The sequence below is a fragment of the Teredinibacter haidensis genome, assembly GCF_014211975.1.
Classification (GTDB): domain Bacteria; phylum Pseudomonadota; class Gammaproteobacteria; order Pseudomonadales; family Cellvibrionaceae; genus Teredinibacter; species Teredinibacter haidensis.
The window spans coordinates 1,180,764-1,198,258 of record NZ_CP060084.1 but is presented as its reverse complement, the minus strand read 5'-3'; the positions used below and the strand labels follow the sequence as shown (position 1 = coordinate 1,198,258).

Here is a 17,495-nt window from a genome sequence, read left to right as displayed (position 1 = left end):
CTATACTCGTAGTGTCAAGCGCATTTCTCGAGTCGCCCGGATGCAGTTACTCTACAATCAAGCCAAATACCTGACAACCGTCGGCGCATTATTTGCGACCTTACTATTGGGGATTCAGCCTGTACAATCACACGCCGCGAGTGAACACTGCTTTATTCTTCGTGTTGGCGGTTTCGGTTCGGCATTCAGCCATTATGAAGAAGCCATATTCAAGCTTGCAGCAAAAGTAACGGAAAAAGAATATGGCCCCTGTAACATAACATCATTAAAAACACCCTCATCCATGGCCAGAGTCTGGAAAGAGTTATCTTTGGGCGTAAAGTTCCACGGCAGCCTAAGTGCAGCCATTTTACCCAAGGATCACCAAGAAGAAATCCATCAATATGAAAACAGCTTTCTGGAGGGCGCACTGGGCTTGCGCCAGAGCTTGGTTAAGAAGACGTTCCAAAGCACTTTTGAACAAATATCAGATTTCGATCAACTAAAGCACTACACGGTCGGCCAAGGCTACCAGTGGACTGATGTACAGATCTATGAACACATGGAGATACCCGTGGTGGCCTCCTTCCGTATCAATAACGTGTTTGGCATGTTACAGCAGGATCGATTTCACCACGTGCCACTATCCATCCTTCAAATAAAACCAACCTACAACAGTGTAAAAAACACCTATCCGCAAATAACCATTGCCAATAAACCCTTTATCTATTACCCAATAAGAACTTGGGCTTACTTCAACACCAACGACAAAGTAAAAGTCGAACGATTTACCAAAGGCCTGGACCATATCTTTAACACTGGACAAGCTTCGGCCGTTTTTAGAGAGCTATTTTTCGACGAAATCGACGCCATAAAAAAACAAAACGGTCGCGTATTTGTATTAAACAATCCAGCCTATAGCAAGAACGAAAACAAACGATTAGCCGACGACTTTAGTTCGACACATAAATTGAAAAATCATTTAGTTTGGCCTTCCAGTGTTACCTCACAGGCTTCAGCCTCAACTCAACAAGTGCAGTAGCACCGGAACTAACAAGCCCAGGTTGACCAGTAGGCCAATCAGATAAGAATAACTTCTTGGACTGGGGTTTTTCTCCGTTGCTATAACGTAAAACAATAGCATATATACAATGCGAGCCAGGGCAAAAACTCAACCCCATATACACACCCAGTGAACACCGGTTTTTATCATTAACGCCAGCAGCGCTGTTACGAGCATAATCGGCACATTTTCCAAGCTTAGCAACTCATTTATTTTCCCGGTATCGCGCCAGGTTGCTTTGCATTAACAACAGTAGCGACTAGAGACTGCACAAACCATGTGGCAACAATCGGCTAAATCCCGATATAAACCAAGGTCTAATCTGCTAGCGCTGGGATTTTGGCCCGTGATTTATTGTTATTGGAATGTGGCGGCAGTTTACACTTTAGCCAATACGCCCCTCACCATTGCAAATACCTAGCTGGCAACGTCAGTAAACGTTACTCCATCGAATCAATAGATCCAGATCCGGAAATACGCGTGCTCAGTTTGGGGTCACCACGGTATAGAACCGACCCGCTACCCGATATATGCACGTCAAGATTATCCTGAGCCTTCACTTTTACCCTGCCCGAACCGCTAATATGGACATCGGCACTAGCAGCATCTACACCTGTCGCGTCAATACTCCCAGCCCCGGAAATACGTGCGTTCAATTTTTTCGCTACCCCGTTAGCAACGAAGCGCCCAGAGCCTGAGATATGCACGCTAAACTCGTCCGAGTTTAAGTTCTCGATATCAAAACTTCCCGACCCTGAAATATAAGCAGCATCTAACACTGGCAAGGTTATTTCTACGCGGATATTCGTACTTCCGGACATCCAACGATGGTGCTTAATATAAAGCGTACTGTCGTCGCTCTTAGTTTTGATCTTGGTGAGCGTTTTCGGGTCAGCGTAAATAACGACTTTTTGCGCCTCTCCGACCACAACTTTCACGTCTCCGGGCGTTTCCAGTTTAATTCGTGAGAATTCCGCCAACACTCTCTCCTCAAAACTTTGACGACTTGAGTCATCCGCCACCGCACTCATCGCACCAACCATAGCCGCGACCATTAACGCCAAACCGAAACCCATCTGCTTGATCATCTCTTATCTCCATTTCGTTATTTTGAATTTTTAGATTTCCCGTACAACATCCTGTTCTGGCAGAACTCCCACTGCCAACATAATGCTCCTCGCTACCCCCTTAAGCTAATACCAAGACCTTTCCACAAAGCATGCCAACAAAAACCAAAACAATAACCCTTTGTTTTTACTTAACTTATTCGATATAACGACATTTATCGCTTTCCAACTAGCCCTGCCTGTTGCTAACATTCGGTAAAACAAACTAACAAATAGCGCTTATGACCACCCCACAAACACCACCCAAAGTGATTGGAGAATCAGACTGCTTTCTCGAAGTACTGGAGCAGGTTTCTCATATGACTCAACTCAACCGCCCTGTCATGGTGGTTGGCGAAAGAGGAACGGGTAAAGAATTAATAGCCGAGCGCCTACACTACCTATCTGAACGCTGGAGCAAATCCCTAGTAAAAATGAACTGTGCCGCGTTGAACCAGGAATTATTGGAATCCGAGCTTTTCGGCCATGAATCAGGCGCCTTTACCGGTGCAAGCAAACTACACAAAGGCCGTTTTGAACGCGCCGATGGCGGCACACTGTTTTTGGATGAGCTGGGCACCATGTCCATGCGCACACAGGAAAAACTTCTGCGCTTTATTGAATACGGTGAATTTGAACGACTGGGAGGCAGCTCGACCCTGACTGCCGACGTACGGCTGGTTGCCGCAACCAACGTAGACCTGCCGGATTTAGCAGACCAAGGAAAATTTCGTCACGACCTACTCGACCGACTGGCCTTCGATGTGATTACCCTACCCCCACTACGAGAGAGAAAAGAAGACATTCTTCTCCTGGCTGAACACTACGCCCTGAGCATGTGCAAGGAAATGGCCCTGCCATATTTTACTGGGTTTACCCCTGCAGTCATTGAACAGTTACAAGACTACAGCTGGCCAGGTAATATACGCGAACTAAAAAATGTGGTTGAGCGATGCGTTAGCCGCTGGGGAGCCGATCCAGAACCGATAGACGACATTCAAATAGATCCCTTTGAATCGCCTTTTCGGCTAAACCAGTCTCGACCGCAGGAAATAAAAACGCAAAAGTATACGGACGATACCGAAACACCCACTGCCACAGCTAAATCGGATTCCACAGCATTCCCTCTCGATTTCAAAAACCTAGTGGAAACTTACGAGCAGGAGCTTCTTAATCAGGCCATGGACGAGGCTCGCTTTAATCAGCGAAAAGCCGCTGAGTTACTTGGTTTGAGTTACCACCAACTCAGAGGCAATTTAAAAAAATACTCTCTTTTTAAAGACTCAGAAAGCTAGGGAAGCACTGATTAAACACAACTAAATCGCCGAACAACTTGCTGTTCCGGTTGACAGTGGTGAGGCCTTGTCCTGAATGCGCGGCTCACCATACTTCCACCTCACAACTTTCCAGCCATCCTCTGTCGCTTTATTGTAGTGCTCCACCTGTTCGCTGGTAATAGGCGCTATAAGGAAAGCCCTCCAACCTCCAAGCGAAGGCAAGCCCTTTACCAGGCCCTGAGAGTTTACGAAGATAGAAATGGTTTTCCAGCGTCGAAGCATATCCATATAATCACTCCATTTATACGAACAAGCTGTAGAAAATATTTTTATTACGGCCTTATCAACGTCTTCAAACCTGGCTGATTCTGCAATAACAAAGGCAAAACTCTTAACAACGTTTTGCTGTCGTTTTTTGTTAAGCGATGCGAACTCTAGCGCGTCATCGAAAGCTTTATTAAAGTTCTCGAAGCTTAGTATCGCTTCATCATCAGTATAACGTTCCACATCATCGGCCAAATCGACGCCGTTAATACTGTGGATATAGAGTGCGACCGCCTCCATGTTCAGTACAACCGTATCGCTGTTCGAATCACAATTTCGGTGCACCTTCGTATCAAACATCGATTGACTCCGGCTCAAACGAGACCGAACTTCCGATACCACAAACTTGTTGATATCGTCCTGATCATACACCGCCCCAGAATCAACCTGAAAAGAAAACGTACACTCGGCTGAAGATGAAATCGAGACAAACATTAGCAGAAAAAAAATGGACATCATTTTCATAACAAAACCCCTGGACAGACAATTTTTGGGCGCTCACACGCAAACTAATCCTGATACAAATAGAAATCCCGAAAAGTAACCTTGTTACCCGGCGGGGCTGGATTCTTCTTTTTCCAGTGTTTGGCGGCCAGACGAAAGTGGACGCTGGAAGGCATACTCTGTACTAACATACAGCCGGAACAAACCCAGCTTTTGTTGAAATAGTCCCGGTAATAAGTAGTAAAAATATCGCCCCTACGAGTAAGACGAAGCTCACCTGAAGTATGCTCAGTACCACCATAGCCAACATCGCGACCATAGCAATTATACATATTTGAAGAATAAGCTTCTCCCCAGAGTATTTTTTTCGGTTTCTCTTTTTCGGGTTCACTCACTGCATTTTGAATATCGAGGTTGCGCAACATTGGGCTACTCGTAGAAAAGCCATTGTTCCAGCCGCACCGTTTGCCGTCGTCTTCATCCCTCTCGGAAGACGCATACGGAGGAGCACCATGTACATCGAAACAAAGATTGACGCTTTTATAACTCGGCTCAATCGTAATAGCTGCCAACTCAAATGTTGTACCCTGATGAGGACTGGCCACAGAGTAACTAACCCTCACGTCAAACTCTCCGTAGGTAGGTAGTTTGCTAACCACAGCCCCACCAGAGTATTCACCGCCCTCTTTTATATCAATAACCACACCCTTTTCAAAACGAATATCAGTGTCATTGTTATTATGGGAGTAACCTGCGGCCCATTGCGCTTGATCAAGAGTGCCGGATTGCAGGCCATCACTATAAATCAATCCCGGCCGGATCAAATTTTCCTTCAATGCAGAAACACTTCCGACAATCAGCGTTTCTAGAGTGTTAATCGACAATAATTTGTACAGATAATATTTGCTAGGCGTAAACCGCATTGAGCTGCTGGCCAAAACCCATTTTATATTTTCATCATCAAGAAAGCCTGCTACTTGCGTACTCTGCAGGCTGCTATCTATAACCTGCTCACAATTGGCAAAGAAACGCGAATAATGGGAGGAGCGTAGGTTGGAAGCAGTATCGTCATTAAGCTTTTTTTTGCGAATATCCAAGGCCACTGGAATGTCACTACCCGTCTGCTGCAACCATTCAAAGCCTTTTTCTTCGGCAATTAACATAGCGCGTTTTGCGAGCGAGAACCGCTTTACTTTCAGATGTAGCTGTTCACATAAAACCTGTAATAAGGCATAATCATCACCGGGGAGTAGCAATATTATTTTTGCGCGCCGCGAAAAAAGTTGGAGTACCCGCTCCAGCTTTAAAAAACTGCGCAAACTCCTCGAATTATTTTTACGCCAGGGAGTATCTCCACCCCATTCACCAATGGGCTGACCATCGCTATCCAAGGCCTGAGATCGCCACTTTTCACACACGTCAATTAACACGAGCTGTTCAAAACTGACAGCCCCTATATCGGTATACTCGGAGGAAACCCCGGATAAATCTGCTGATGGTGCGCATACCATTTGATGGTCACTGGTAAGAAATACTGAGAGACAAAGCGTATCAGCACCAGCCCCCAATGTGGCCCAATAACTCTCTTCTATTGCAGCGGGTAACACCCAACTCTCGCCGTTAAAGCCTGCAATCGCGTAAGGAATAGTATTCATGGGAAATGCCTTTAGGGACGCTATGAACAAGTCCAAACAGTCTCTGCACAACCTAAAGCATTTGGCTGAAAGGCTGTAGCTTTCGGGTGTTGTACTCCTTTAGCAGGCGAGTCGCCTACCCATATCGCATACCTTGCCAACAGAAGTACTTAAAAACCAGTGGCTGCTTGGACTTGCTCAGAGCTTACTTATCTTTCGTCATTAGTTGCGTTCATCCGAGTGCATGCTTAAAAACCAATCAATAACTTGGCGAACCCGTTCATTTTTTTGCGCATGAATATGCTGAATGATGTATATATTATTGAATAGTGGTGGATATTCAGATGGGTACTCGAACAACGCACCGGCATCGATATGGTGCTGAACGGTATGCCGGGGGAAGATGGAGAACCCCAAACCGCCGATAACCATTTTTATCGCCCCATCAATCCAGTTAAAGCGATTGGCAAGATTTAAAGAAGCGGCGCTTACATCTTTAAGCTCTGCCATAAAATGCGCTTTCCACAGAGTAAAAAGCTGCTCAAATGACGGATAAGCTACGAATTGATAATCCAGGATATTATCGGTATTAATTTCCGTCAGATTTTTCCGGGAGGACGAAACAAGAACATACTCCTCCTGACAAAACTCCTGATAATTCAGCAGAGGGTTGGCGACCTTTTCGGTCACAAAACCGAAATCGGCTTTATTCTCTTTAATGAGCGATAAAACCTCTTCATTAAGCATCAAATTTACCACCAAATTAATACCGGGGTACTGTTTACGCTTATCTAATAACATACCAAAGTGAGGAGAAAGTAAACAGCCATGCGGCATCGCATACTTTACCGTACCCGACATAGTCTCTACTGCGCTTTTAAGGCCGACTTCCAGAGAGGAAATACCCTCAACCATGGTACGAGCAAATTTGAGTACTTCGATACCAGATTCCGTTAAGGTTGACTGATCTTTACCCCGAATAAATAATTTCTGACCGACAATTTCTTCTAATTGCTTAATTTGAAAGGTAACGGCGGCGGGAGAAAGAGCTTTAACATCTGCGGCATTACTGAAGCTTCCCTTATCAACAACAGCCAGAAAAGTTTCAAAAACGGTTACTTTCAGCGCAGTGAGGTGTTTTACATTTATATGCACGTTTATACCTATATAGCTCAAGAAGTCCCTGGGACTCTAACAGCTTATATTAGGTAGTCAACGTACAAAGGAGTATTCGCCGAAAATACTAGTGGTACACTTCCTTGTGTCAGATGGATCGTCCATGGCTTTCCTTAATCCCACTTATCCGTAACTAGTCTACTTTATATACAAAAGTGCTCTATGCGCCCGATACTTATTGTGTCAGAGCAGTTTAGACGCTGATCCAAAGCACAATTTTCGTCAGACACCATCTCCATATAGCACACGTCAGATCCATCGACTTTAGCAGCGAGACGAATTCCATTTAAATAGCCGTTTTGAAGATTTCCGTATTCAATCTCTTCAATGCTTCCTGCATCGATATCAAAACAAACCGTCCCAAATTCCTTGGCGTTTATGTTCGCTCCTTTTCGAACGAAAAGCGTAATAGATAAGTCGAATTCAGTATTATTAACAACCTGTTTTCGCACACCGTTACACACTTTTCAGCCTCTTTTTTTTGTTCTGCTCGCTTGGGACCTACTATGCTGCATTCCCATCCATATGCCTACTTAAAAGATTTGAACGCCACTTCAATAATTCTGAACTGAATGCATATCAACCCGCCAAAGCATTAATTAACGTATTCGCAATTGCGATAAAATGGATACCCTTTCTATACGAACTTGATAGCGCCCCCCCTTTTCCTCTACTCTTGAGCTTTCTCATCAGTGAGTAAAGAGACATGACAGCAAACTGCAACTGCGAAGGTATTCGTGTTTGGCGAGGATTTAGATCCGAACGCTATCAAAGTAAATATAATGACTTTGTTAAGATTCTTGGCAACGTTTTTATTCCCGCTACCGTACAGCAAATGGGACCGGTCGGTCTCCAGGCCTACTTCCCAGCGCTAATACCGGAAGACACCGGAAACCTGCCGGACGAAGTCGCACTGGTTGTATATGCTTCCGCAGGCAGTTACTCCGCAGCAACCAAAAGCTCAGTTTCTGGCAGAGCCTACGGCATGTTACATGGATCAGTCTTTAACTTTAGCGAAACCAGTGGCAGAGGTCGATCAAGCAGTAATTTTCCTCAACTGTGGGCTGGTGCTCTCCATGAAGGTCAACCATACTGCTTATTTAACAACACCATTGATTGGCATTCAGGTGAGCTACGACTTTCTATCGCAGTGTTAAAAATAAACATACCGGAGCACAATATTGCACAAAGTATCAACCTCTGGTTAAACGAGCATTCTGAAACTACGCTGCTGGACAATGTCCTTTTCATTATCGAAAGCGGTTATATCCTGCTCTGGGAACATATGCCAGCCTCCACTTCAGATTCGCTACTGGACAACCTTGCGCATCTAACCACCAGTACCGTCACGAAAAAAAAAGCCGAAGTAACGCTGGCTGATCCGGTGTTTAGCTTAAACGACAATGGCATAGCAACCGATAGCCATTCCTTTTTCGACGTAAGGACATCCCCAATAAAATCTCAATAAATGCGCCCAACAGTACTCTTTGGGCTAACGAAGACTACGTATACACTAAAACCCGATATAGCATTCGTTATAAGATGTGCTTGCGCCCCTGACTTGGCACATAAATACATTACTGAATACTTGGGCCAAGCACATGATTCTTTTAGCCGTGCCTCAGTGCAATTATCGCAACGCTCCCACAAAGGGTTTATATAAATAAATTAACTGTAAGCCAGTACTAATATTTTTAAACTAACGTGAACTATAATCGCCCTGCTCTCACGGCAGTAAAGAACGGCACATAAAGCCCCCTTATACTGCTTATATGATCACCGCTTAATTCAGCCCCCGCATTACTGAAATAAGTATTTGAGCAACTATGCAAAACCTTAAATGGTAACGTTTAAGCCCGTTTTCGTCTAAAAGTAATATCCCCAATAAAATAAAATAAGGACTGTTTTATGCGACACTACACACACCTTAAATACCTCCTCTCCGCTCTGGTCGCAGTAATGGCTATAAGTACCGGAATGTCTCATGCACAATTCAACTGTGAGTTTAACCTAAGCTCAGAATGGACCAGCGGCGCTACGGCAGTAGTCACTATCACCAACAATGAGGAGCAAGCAGCAGAGTGGTCTGAAATACTCATCACCTTCCCAGAAAACATTACCTTAAGTACCGCCTGGGGAGGCGACCTCGCTGGTGAGAACCTTTATAGTCTCTCGCCGCAACAATGGAATGCAACGCTGCAACCGGGAGTATCAGCCGAACTCGGTATGCAACTAAACAAGGCAAATGGCGCCAGTGTTACACCGGTGGAGCTAGGTGGCGATTGTGAGCCCTCTAATCCGCCCAGTGGAGAAAATAATCCGCCCGTAGCGATATTGTCGGTAAGTGTTTCTGAAGCGATAATTAACGCCAACGCAAGTAGCTCCAGCGACCCGGACGGCGACGAACTAAGCTACGAATGGTTTATTAACGGCAACGCAATAAACGGTGGCTCGTCGGGAAGGCTAACCACATCACTATCCAGAGGAACCTACACGGTAACCGTAAGGGTTAGTGATGGCGAGTTTACCGACGAAGTATCCGAAACCGTGAACGTAGTCTACCCTCAGCCCCCGTCAGCGCAATTTGAAGCGGAAACAACGGGCCTGACTGTAGTTGTCGACGGCCATAACTCACGTTCCAATAGCGTAATTGGCAGCTATCAATGGGATTTTGGTGATGGCAGTACCTCAGAGGGTGAAGTAGCTACCCACACCTACGTCCTCGCAGGCTCCTACACTATTCTCCTTACGGTTAAAGATTCAGGTGGTACCGATAGCATAGAACAAACGATAATCGTCAGAGATATAATCAACACGCCACCCACTGCCACATTGGATTGCAGCAATCAAACCCTCTACGGCGACAACTTCGCATTGGGAATAGCTCTTACTCAGTACATCACCCAATGCTCTGTCGATGCCGAAGATGCAGATGGCGATGAGCTGAGCTACACATGGGATATGGGTGACGGCGTAGAACCGGCAACAAGAAACTCCGACTCACGCTCTTATATGTACGCCGAAGGCGGCATCAGGACGATTACCGTTAGCGTGAGCGACGGGATTAACAGCACAATCGCAAGTGGAGAATTTTCAGTTATCGGAAATGGTCATCCTCCCGAGTCATCATTAAGCTGTAGCCTGGACGAGCAAACTGTTAGCTGTGAAGTATCCGTAATGGACCCAGATGTCGTTCAACCCGACATAATAATACAGTGGGGCGATGGTATTAACGAGAATGTAGAAGAAGGGGCAACCAGCCATACCTACGCTGAAAGCGGTCATTACACCATTACACTTGTCGCCTGGGACAACCACTACAGCGTATACCAGACTCAAGCAATAACGCTGGAGGACGACACGGAGATACCCAACCCCGACACCAGCTGCGAATACACCATTGTGGGCGACTGGGGCGCTATATTTCAGGCAACCATCACCATCACCAATAACAGCGACAGCGTTATCGAAGGGTGGGAAGCCGTGTGGGAATACAGCGATAGCTCCACCGTTACCAATCTGTGGAACGCCAGTATCTCCGGTAGCAACCCCTATACGGCAACGCACTTGGGTTGGAACAGTTCCATCCAACCAGCAGCCAGTGTTTCATTTAGTTTTAACGGCAACAAAGATAGTGGTAGTGCCAGTACGCCAGTGTTCAGCGGCCAAAGCTGTACGGGAAGTTAAAAACAGCAAGCCAAGGCTAGCAAATCAAAAAGCCCGGAATTTTTGCCGGGCTTTCTTTTTAGAAAGCACTATGCTGAAACATAGACAGCCATTTGAATTCCGATTTCAATTAAAAACACTATGCATAACTACCAGCTTGTCTTAACGGAACACCTCAACCACTATGGTTATTTATTTGGCGGCACACTGCTGAAATGGGTCGATGAATCAGCCTATATTTGTGCGCGACTGGATCACCCTGGAAAAAGTTTTGTTACCGTAGGAATGGAAAAGGTCGCATATAAAAAGCGCGTAGAACTTGGCAGTATTCTTTCGTTTAACGTAGAAAAAGAAAAAACCGGAACAACCTCCGTAACGTATCGCGTGACCGCCAGTGTGGCAAGTTCACAACAAGGTGAAAATCCGGAAATATTTTCTACCGAGGTTATCTTCGTCTGTATCGATAAAAAGGGCGAGAAGTGTTCAATCCGTCAAACATAATGAACGAGAGAAGAGAAACAAAAAGAAAAAGCGCAGCCAAATTCACTGGTTGCGCTTAGAGTGCAGACACCTTTAGCCGAGTATTACTGCCCTAGCAGGGCTTCTGCTACACCGTCAAACGCCGCCTTTGGCTCATAGGGCCCATTTGAAGGGCCGGAAAATAATAATGGCCAATCATCGGCACCCTGGCGCTCATCAAATTCCAACAGCCAGCTGTCGCCATCCCACAATCCCCACACCGTAATACCACCACGCAAATGGGCAGGCACAACATCGAGGTAGGTCTGAATAATCGACTTATAACGTTGCTTCTGTTTGTCTGCCGCTTCCGCTGTATAGCTGCTGTACTGAGGGAACGCGGCATCCGCGTAAGGGTTGTTGATTGGTACATCCAGCTCGGTAATTTTCACCTTCAAACCACGATCAACAACGGCTTGAAACGCGGTTGCAATACTACTAGAGCTCGGCCAATCAATCTGAACGTGCATCTGGAAACCTACGCCATCGATAGGTACGTCTTGGGCCTGTAAATTATCCACAATATCCAGCAAACAATTCAGCTTATTACTGTTACCACCTTCGGTATCATAATCGTTGTAATAGAGGTCTGCACTTGGATCCGCTGCACGTGCCGCATGGAATGCATTAGGAATGTAATCACTCCCCAGTTTCTGATAGAACACAGAGTTGCGATAACAGTTGGACTGATTCTCATCAATCGCTTCGTTCACAACGTCCCAGCTTGCCAGTTTGCCAGCAAAATGAGAGGCGATATTAGTTACGTGCTCATCCAACATCGCTTCAAAATCACCGCTGTAATTCTTCATGAAATCAGGCACCTGATAATCGGAATGCCAAATAAAGGTATGGCCATGTACGCTCAGACCGTTTGAATTAGCCCAAGCCACCAAAGCATCAGCATTATCGTAGCTATAGCTGTTTTCAGAGGGGTGTAGGTAACTCATTTTCATAATATTACCGGCTGTAAGCTGGCTGAAATGCTGCTTAATCGTAGTTTGTTTCTCTGTAATATTCAGAAAGCTACGGCTTTCGTTCCCCGCAGAAACAGCAACACCAAGTGGGAAATCTGCCAAAGAGTAAAGATTGTCCGTGGTACCGCTGGAACTTGAGGAAGAAGAGCTACTGCTACTGCTTGAAGAGCTACTGCTACTGCTTGAAGAGCTACTGCTTGAAGAGCTACTGCTTGAAGAGCTACTGCTTGAAGAGCTTGAACTGGAGGAACTGCTACAACTACTAACTATACCCCCAGTGCCGCTTTGTGACAGGCAAGTGGTGCGGCCAATGCAGCTCTGGCTATTCTCCCACCCCCAACCGGTATCCTGATTTTCGCACAGTGGTCGAGGATCATCCTGATACCACTTACACATATCTTCGCACGAACCATTCGAAGAGCTAGAGCTGCTAGTAGAAGAGCTACTGCTGGACGACGAACTCGAACTGCTTGAAGAAGAACTGCTACTGGACGACGAGCTTGAACTGCTTGAAGAAGAACTGCTGCTGGAGGACGAGGAGCCGCTACATACAGCTCCGGTCACCGCCGGAACTTCTGCAGTTCCACCCGACGTACCCTGAAATCCGAATTGCACAGACTGGCCTGGCTGAATAGAACCATTCCAGCCAATATCACTGGCCGAGTATGGGTTGCTGCCAGACAAATTAGCATTCCAAAGACTGGTAATACGGTTATCTCCGCTGTATTGCCATTCAACATCCCAACCATTCACCGCAGTGGACGTAGAGTTGGTAATAACAATGCTCGCAGTAAAACCGGAACCCCACTCGTTCGATACCTCATAATCACATGCCGCCAACGCAGCCTGAGATGTAGCCACCAGAGCGGCACTTACACTAATAATACCCACAGAGCGTCTAGCCGCTCTTAAAAAGGGATTAGCGGATTTGATTAATTTATCCATAACATGGTCCTCTTAAACATGATTTATTAAGTCTAAAAAAGCTACGGGCCGTTAACCAGCCAGTAAACAGCCTGATGCCTGAAATCGACAAATGGTTCAAAAACTAGCTACTTAACCACTCTATTCGCAGCCAATTCATTATTAAATGACGTACTGAGTAGAACGACCCTTAAAAAAGTAGCTAACTATTTTCTGAAAACGTAAACGAGGCCGTCAGCTCAGGGTGAAAATAGGCGTAAAACCGGATTTCATAGCGAAAAATGAGCATTTTTAACGCCGCGCTGGCAACGCAGATAGTCTTTCAACAGCCTGCTGGTAAATATATTTCCCGAAAGAAAGATACCGAGATTAAATACTATTAAATTATTATTATTTTCTGATCGCCACAAAAAATCCTACTCACTTTCAGCGGCGAAAGCTCCCGGCTTTACCGCAATAAAATATTGGGAGGAACAAACAAACCAGAGCGCTAAGGTGTAATTTTATTATGGCTAGCAACATCTGATTTATGTATGACTAAACGCCAATAATGTATTAACTAGAGTCGATAGAATATTTTTCTTATGAACCGTAACATTGAACACAACGTTTAATAGTCGTTCCGACGATTATATGTCGTTCCTTTAGTCCTTGGGAATAAAAAATGCGCCACCGAACCTACTCTGTCACAAAAACCTTACTAATAAATGATTATATTTCGCGAAGATAAAACCATGAACCCTTATGGCAAGGGGAAATAGCGGAAAACAAGCTACAACTCCACATCTAAACTACAGCAACTATGTTAACCGATTACACCTATAGAGTAGATTCCAGGGGCAGCCTCAACACACCCCATGTACAACGACACCTAGGAAAATAGAAAGGCCCTAATCCGTCACGCCGATTAGGGAAAAAGACTTTCAATTGTAGCAATATTTTTAGACGGCAGACGCGTCTGCTCGTTGCCAGCGCTTTTTTAGGCGCAATAACAAACGCTTGGCATCGGCGCCCTAAAGTAAAATCGTTACCCCCCCTCAATTCACGAGCAACCCCATCCAAAAATAAATTTCAAAAAATGGAACTAGCCAGCACATATTTAAGTATGAGAAAAAAAAAGCCTTCCACACACCTTTCCCATTACCCTCACCCTTAAGGAAGTTATTTACTCCCCCTTCTCCAATTTCTCTTTTAATCCAGCAAACGGATTGTAAGTCGCGGGAGCAATTTCTTTTTCCGCCCGGTTACCAAATTGAACTTGGTTTTCGAACTTGGTGTGCTCCTCATCGTGACAATAGATACAAAGTAGCTCCCAATTGCTACCATCAGAAGGATTGTTATCATGATTGTGATCACGGTGATGAACCGTGAGCTCTCGCAAGTTTTTATGGTTAAATTCCCGGCTGCAACGCCCACAAATCCAAGGGTAGAGCTTTAAGGATTTTTCACGATAGCCCTTCTCTCGCTTGGCGATATATTCCCGCTGCTCAGCGAGTACACGATCTACTTTGCCCAAATCAGAATTACGCATAACCATAAAAACCCTCTAAAAATACCGGAAGCAGTACGTGTTAGTATACGCTCTCGCACCCAAAACTTGAGGCCCAAATGTCCCTTTTATTTGAAGAAATTGATAGCCAGCCTTCACCACTCGGTGAAGTATCGCTGCGCCGACGTGTAATCCCAGCCCTGGGCCAGGACCCTATCTACGAAGTAAGGCTGGGTGAAGAGTTTTTGATGTCCAGCATGTTTGTAGATGCCGAAATTGCACTTGCGACGATAGGGCTAGCCTCGGTAGAAGGCGAAGAGCTGCAGGTAGTTGTAGGGGGCTTGGGCCTAGGCTACACCGCCGAAGCCGCGCTTAGAGATCCTCGTATTGAATCACTGCTGGTGGTAGACGCGCTGGAAACGGTTATTGGCTGGCATCGAGATGAAAAGGTGCCGTTAGGCACTGCTTTAAATGCCGATGGACGCTGCCACTACGTGCATGCGAGCTTTTTTGACCTGGCCGTACAAAACTCAACCGGAGGATTTGATCGCACTCAACCGGGCAAACGTTTCGACGCCATCCTGCTCGATATCGATCACTCCCCCACCGCCTTTCTAAATCAGAGTAACGCCAGTTTTTACAGCACCGAAAACCTCGGAGCGATGGCCAGACAACTTCTTCCCGGCGGCGTATTCGCCATGTGGTCCCAAGACTTACCCGATGAAAACTTCCAAACTCTACTGGCCACAGTCTTCGACAAAGTTGAAGCACACGTCGTTTCGTTCTACAACCCATTCCAAAACAAAGACGCGACAAACAGTATTTATGTTTGCGTGAAAAGCTAACTCTGGCATTAAGCAAAAATGTACAGAAGCGAAGCTTCCTCATACCGAACGAGCATATTAACTCGCGCGATAACCGCATAAATCATTTTTAACCGCCGGCTTAGACGTTTCAACCTAAACCTAAACCTAAACCAGCAAACATTAATCCTTTAACGCCTGCCAACTCAGCTCACACTCGCCCTGGCCGGTAGCGATAAAAGCCGAATCGCCCGAAATAGTGACCGAAAACGCCATAGTGCGTTCAACCAATGCAGCAAGAGCCACGATTTCGGGCCAGCTAAACTGCCGCACCCTAACGGCTAGCGGTGCAATTTTAGCCTGCTCCTGCTGCCACCAAACAGTGGATTTACTATTGAACGAATACACCCATACCTCCTCAGCAACACGGCTCGCTTTTTTAAGTTTATCGGCCGCGGGCTCTCCCATCTCAATCCATACGCTGATTTGACCATCGAGGCTTTTCGCCCAAATATCTGGAGTTTCCGGAGTGGACAAGCCCTTGGTAAATGCCAAAAATTCCTCTGCGTGTAAACAGTATGCCAATACCCTGGCCATTACACGCTCAAGACTCTCACTAGGGTGCTGCGCAACGGTAAGATTTAACGTGTCGTAGTAATGGCGATCTAAATCAGAAAGCGCAATGGTAAATTTATAAATAGTGGAGCTTAAAGCCATAAACAAACCCATGAATGAGTTAAAAGACGAACTAGCAGGCCGCTAGTTTAGCAGTATTGCACTGGCACGCCGTTTTAAAAGATAGGGTTTGATAATCACAGCCTCACAAAGATCAAGCGCCATAGGATTTTTGCATTTCCTTCTGGAGCCATCAAAAAGCCAGTACGCGATGTATAGGATTTAGTGTTCACCACCAAAACGAACCATAGCATCGTCTAGTAGGCCAGGCGCCGGACTCTCGACACCAAAGACCGTCGTCACGAACACAGAGCCCAGCTCTTCGAAGTTAAAAGGCAGATGAGCCGCCTAAGCGCTTTCTACATGGCCTTGCAAAGCCTGCTCGCTACACATCCCACTTCGGACACCAGGGCCCGTCGACCAAACGCTTGCCAGCATCGAGTGTGCGAATTTTCTCAATCTCCTCAATACTCAGGCTTAGGTTTGAGGATAAAAAGTTTTCCTCGATACGTTCACGTGATCGGGCAGCTGGAATTACGGTATACCCTTCCGCCATCAAAAACGCCAAACTAACTTGAGACTCTGTGGCCTCATGCCGTTGCGCAATTGTGTTTAAAACAGGCTCACCAACAACCCCTCCACGCGCAATAGGCGAATAAGCCGTTATTGAAACGCCAAGCGACTTACAGTGGCCGGCAATAGGCCTATTTTGCATAAACGGATGAAGTTCAACCTGGTTATTTACCAATATCCCATCACCCAACAACCCAATAGCCTGATCAATCAACGGAATCGTGAAATTCGAAACACCTATATGTCGACATAAGCCCAGAGCATACACCTCTGCTAACTGCGCGACGTAATCCTCCATCGGGTATTCATTATTAATCGACGGGTAATGCAGTAACAGCAAATCCACTTGTTCAGTCTGCAGCTTTTCCAAACTCTCTCTAACAGAAGGTAAAATTACGCCAGAACCATAATTCTCCGGTTTAACTTTTGTCGTTAGAAAGATGTCTTGACGCTTCAAGCCACTATCGGTTAAGGCTTTGCCAACATCCACCTCATTCTCATAATTCTGTGCTGTATCGATATGTCGATAACCAACCTCCAGTGCGGTAATCACCCCGTTGTAGGTTTCTTCTGCGGTTCTATTCCAGGTGCCGTAGCCCAGGGCAGGCATTTGATGAAACGTATACATATAACCCCCTCAATAAATCAGCGGAGCATTGTAATGCACTCCGGGTAAACTGGACGTCTGCCCCCAAGGGACACAGATTAAATTTCAGCCAATTCCCTGCTGATAACGAACACCTATTTGTGCCCCCTCGCGACCGACACACCTAAACAAAAAATCGACGTAAAATGCAAGACAGGTATTACCTGTTAGCTCATGTGCCATCTGTCTACGTTAAAAGGTAAAATATCAGCGTAAATACGTT

General features: G+C 45.8%; 16 protein-coding genes. 6 read left to right on the top strand and 10 right to left on the bottom strand.

Translation table 11 applies throughout. The features are described 5' to 3' along the window. The first annotated feature begins 40 nt into the window (after positions 1-40). Positions 41-1,021: a hypothetical protein gene (locus tag H5715_RS04885; RefSeq protein WP_075187941.1), complete on the top strand. Its 981-nt coding sequence runs from the start codon at positions 41-43 to the stop codon at positions 1,019-1,021. Here the strand turns inward: H5715_RS04885 and H5715_RS20475 are convergent. Then, entirely contained in the window at positions 1,001-1,123 is a 123-nt protein-coding gene (locus H5715_RS20475) for a hypothetical protein (protein WP_343044300.1), read from the bottom strand. The genes H5715_RS04885 and H5715_RS20475 overlap by 21 nt on opposite strands. A 359-nt stretch (positions 1,124-1,482) precedes the next feature. Then, on the bottom strand, positions 1,483-2,130 hold the full coding sequence (locus tag H5715_RS04880) for a head GIN domain-containing protein (protein ID WP_075187942.1): 648 nt from the start codon (positions 2,128-2,130) through the stop codon (positions 1,483-1,485). Between the two features lie 260 nt (positions 2,131-2,390). Here H5715_RS04880 and pspF point away from each other — a divergent pair, with 260 nt between their 5' ends. After that, a complete protein-coding gene (gene pspF, locus H5715_RS04875; RefSeq protein WP_075187943.1) occupies positions 2,391-3,443 on the top strand; it encodes a phage shock protein operon transcriptional activator in 1,053 nt (350 codons plus the stop codon). Positions 3,444-3,464: 21 nt separating this feature from the next. Here the strand turns inward: pspF and H5715_RS04870 are convergent, their stop codons facing one another. The 4 genes from H5715_RS04870 to H5715_RS04855 all read right to left on the bottom strand — a co-directional run bounded on the left by H5715_RS04870 (position 3,465) and on the right by H5715_RS04855 (position 7,467). Continuing rightward, complete coding sequence (locus H5715_RS04870; RefSeq protein ID WP_075187944.1) at positions 3,465-4,214, bottom strand: hypothetical protein; 750 nt, start codon at positions 4,212-4,214, stop codon at positions 3,465-3,467. Positions 4,215-4,258: 44 nt separating this feature from the next. Next, positions 4,259-5,848 (bottom strand): hypothetical protein, encoded by a 1,590-nt coding sequence (locus H5715_RS04865; RefSeq protein WP_075187945.1) that lies wholly within the window; start codon positions 5,846-5,848, stop codon positions 4,259-4,261. A 201-nt stretch (positions 5,849-6,049) separates the two neighbouring features. Next, positions 6,050-6,982, bottom strand: a complete 933-nt coding sequence (locus H5715_RS04860; RefSeq protein ID WP_175574339.1) for a LysR family transcriptional regulator — start codon at positions 6,980-6,982, stop codon at positions 6,050-6,052. 164 nt (positions 6,983-7,146) lie between these two features. Next, on the bottom strand, positions 7,147-7,467 hold the full coding sequence (locus H5715_RS04855) for a hypothetical protein (protein WP_075187947.1): 321 nt from the start codon (positions 7,465-7,467) through the stop codon (positions 7,147-7,149). Between the two features lie 242 nt (positions 7,468-7,709). On the opposite strand from H5715_RS04855, the gene H5715_RS04850 reads away from it, so the two are divergent. From H5715_RS04850 to H5715_RS04840, 3 genes are all read left to right on the top strand, one after another. Next, entirely contained in the window at positions 7,710-8,471 is a 762-nt protein-coding gene (locus H5715_RS04850; protein WP_075187948.1) for a hypothetical protein, read from the top strand. 440 nt (positions 8,472-8,911) lie between these two features. Then, complete coding sequence (locus H5715_RS04845) at positions 8,912-10,690, top strand: cellulose binding domain-containing protein (RefSeq protein WP_083608252.1); 1,779 nt, start codon at positions 8,912-8,914, stop codon at positions 10,688-10,690. A 120-nt stretch (positions 10,691-10,810) separates the two neighbouring features. After that, positions 10,811-11,170, top strand: coding sequence for an acyl-CoA thioesterase (locus tag H5715_RS04840; RefSeq protein ID WP_075187950.1), 360 nt, complete (start codon positions 10,811-10,813; stop codon positions 11,168-11,170). An 83-nt stretch (positions 11,171-11,253) separates the two neighbouring features. Here the strand turns inward: H5715_RS04840 and H5715_RS04835 are convergent, their stop codons facing one another. Both H5715_RS04835 and H5715_RS04830 read right to left on the bottom strand, forming a co-directional pair. Beyond that, the gene (locus H5715_RS04835; protein ID WP_075187951.1) at positions 11,254-13,107 is read right to left on the bottom strand and encodes an endo-1,4-beta-xylanase; all 1,854 of its coding nucleotides are present in this window, start codon (positions 13,105-13,107) and stop codon (positions 11,254-11,256) included. Positions 13,108-14,251: 1,144 nt separating this feature from the next. After that, a complete protein-coding gene (locus H5715_RS04830; protein WP_221892345.1) occupies positions 14,252-14,617 on the bottom strand; it encodes a YajD family HNH nuclease in 366 nt (121 codons plus the stop codon). Positions 14,618-14,694: 77 nt separating this feature from the next. On the opposite strand from H5715_RS04830, the gene H5715_RS04825 reads away from it, so the two are divergent. After that, the gene (locus H5715_RS04825; RefSeq protein WP_075187953.1) at positions 14,695-15,420 is read left to right on the top strand and encodes a polyamine aminopropyltransferase; all 726 of its coding nucleotides are present in this window, start codon (positions 14,695-14,697) and stop codon (positions 15,418-15,420) included. 141 nt (positions 15,421-15,561) lie between these two features. On the opposite strand, the gene H5715_RS04820 is transcribed toward H5715_RS04825, so the two are convergent. Continuing rightward, positions 15,562-16,095, bottom strand: a complete 534-nt coding sequence (locus H5715_RS04820) for a YaeQ family protein (RefSeq protein ID WP_075188127.1) — start codon at positions 16,093-16,095, stop codon at positions 15,562-15,564. 343 nt (positions 16,096-16,438) lie between these two features. Further along, positions 16,439-17,254, bottom strand: a complete 816-nt coding sequence (locus tag H5715_RS04815; protein WP_075187954.1) for an aldo/keto reductase — start codon at positions 17,252-17,254, stop codon at positions 16,439-16,441. Between the last annotated feature and the right edge of the window lie 241 nt (positions 17,255-17,495).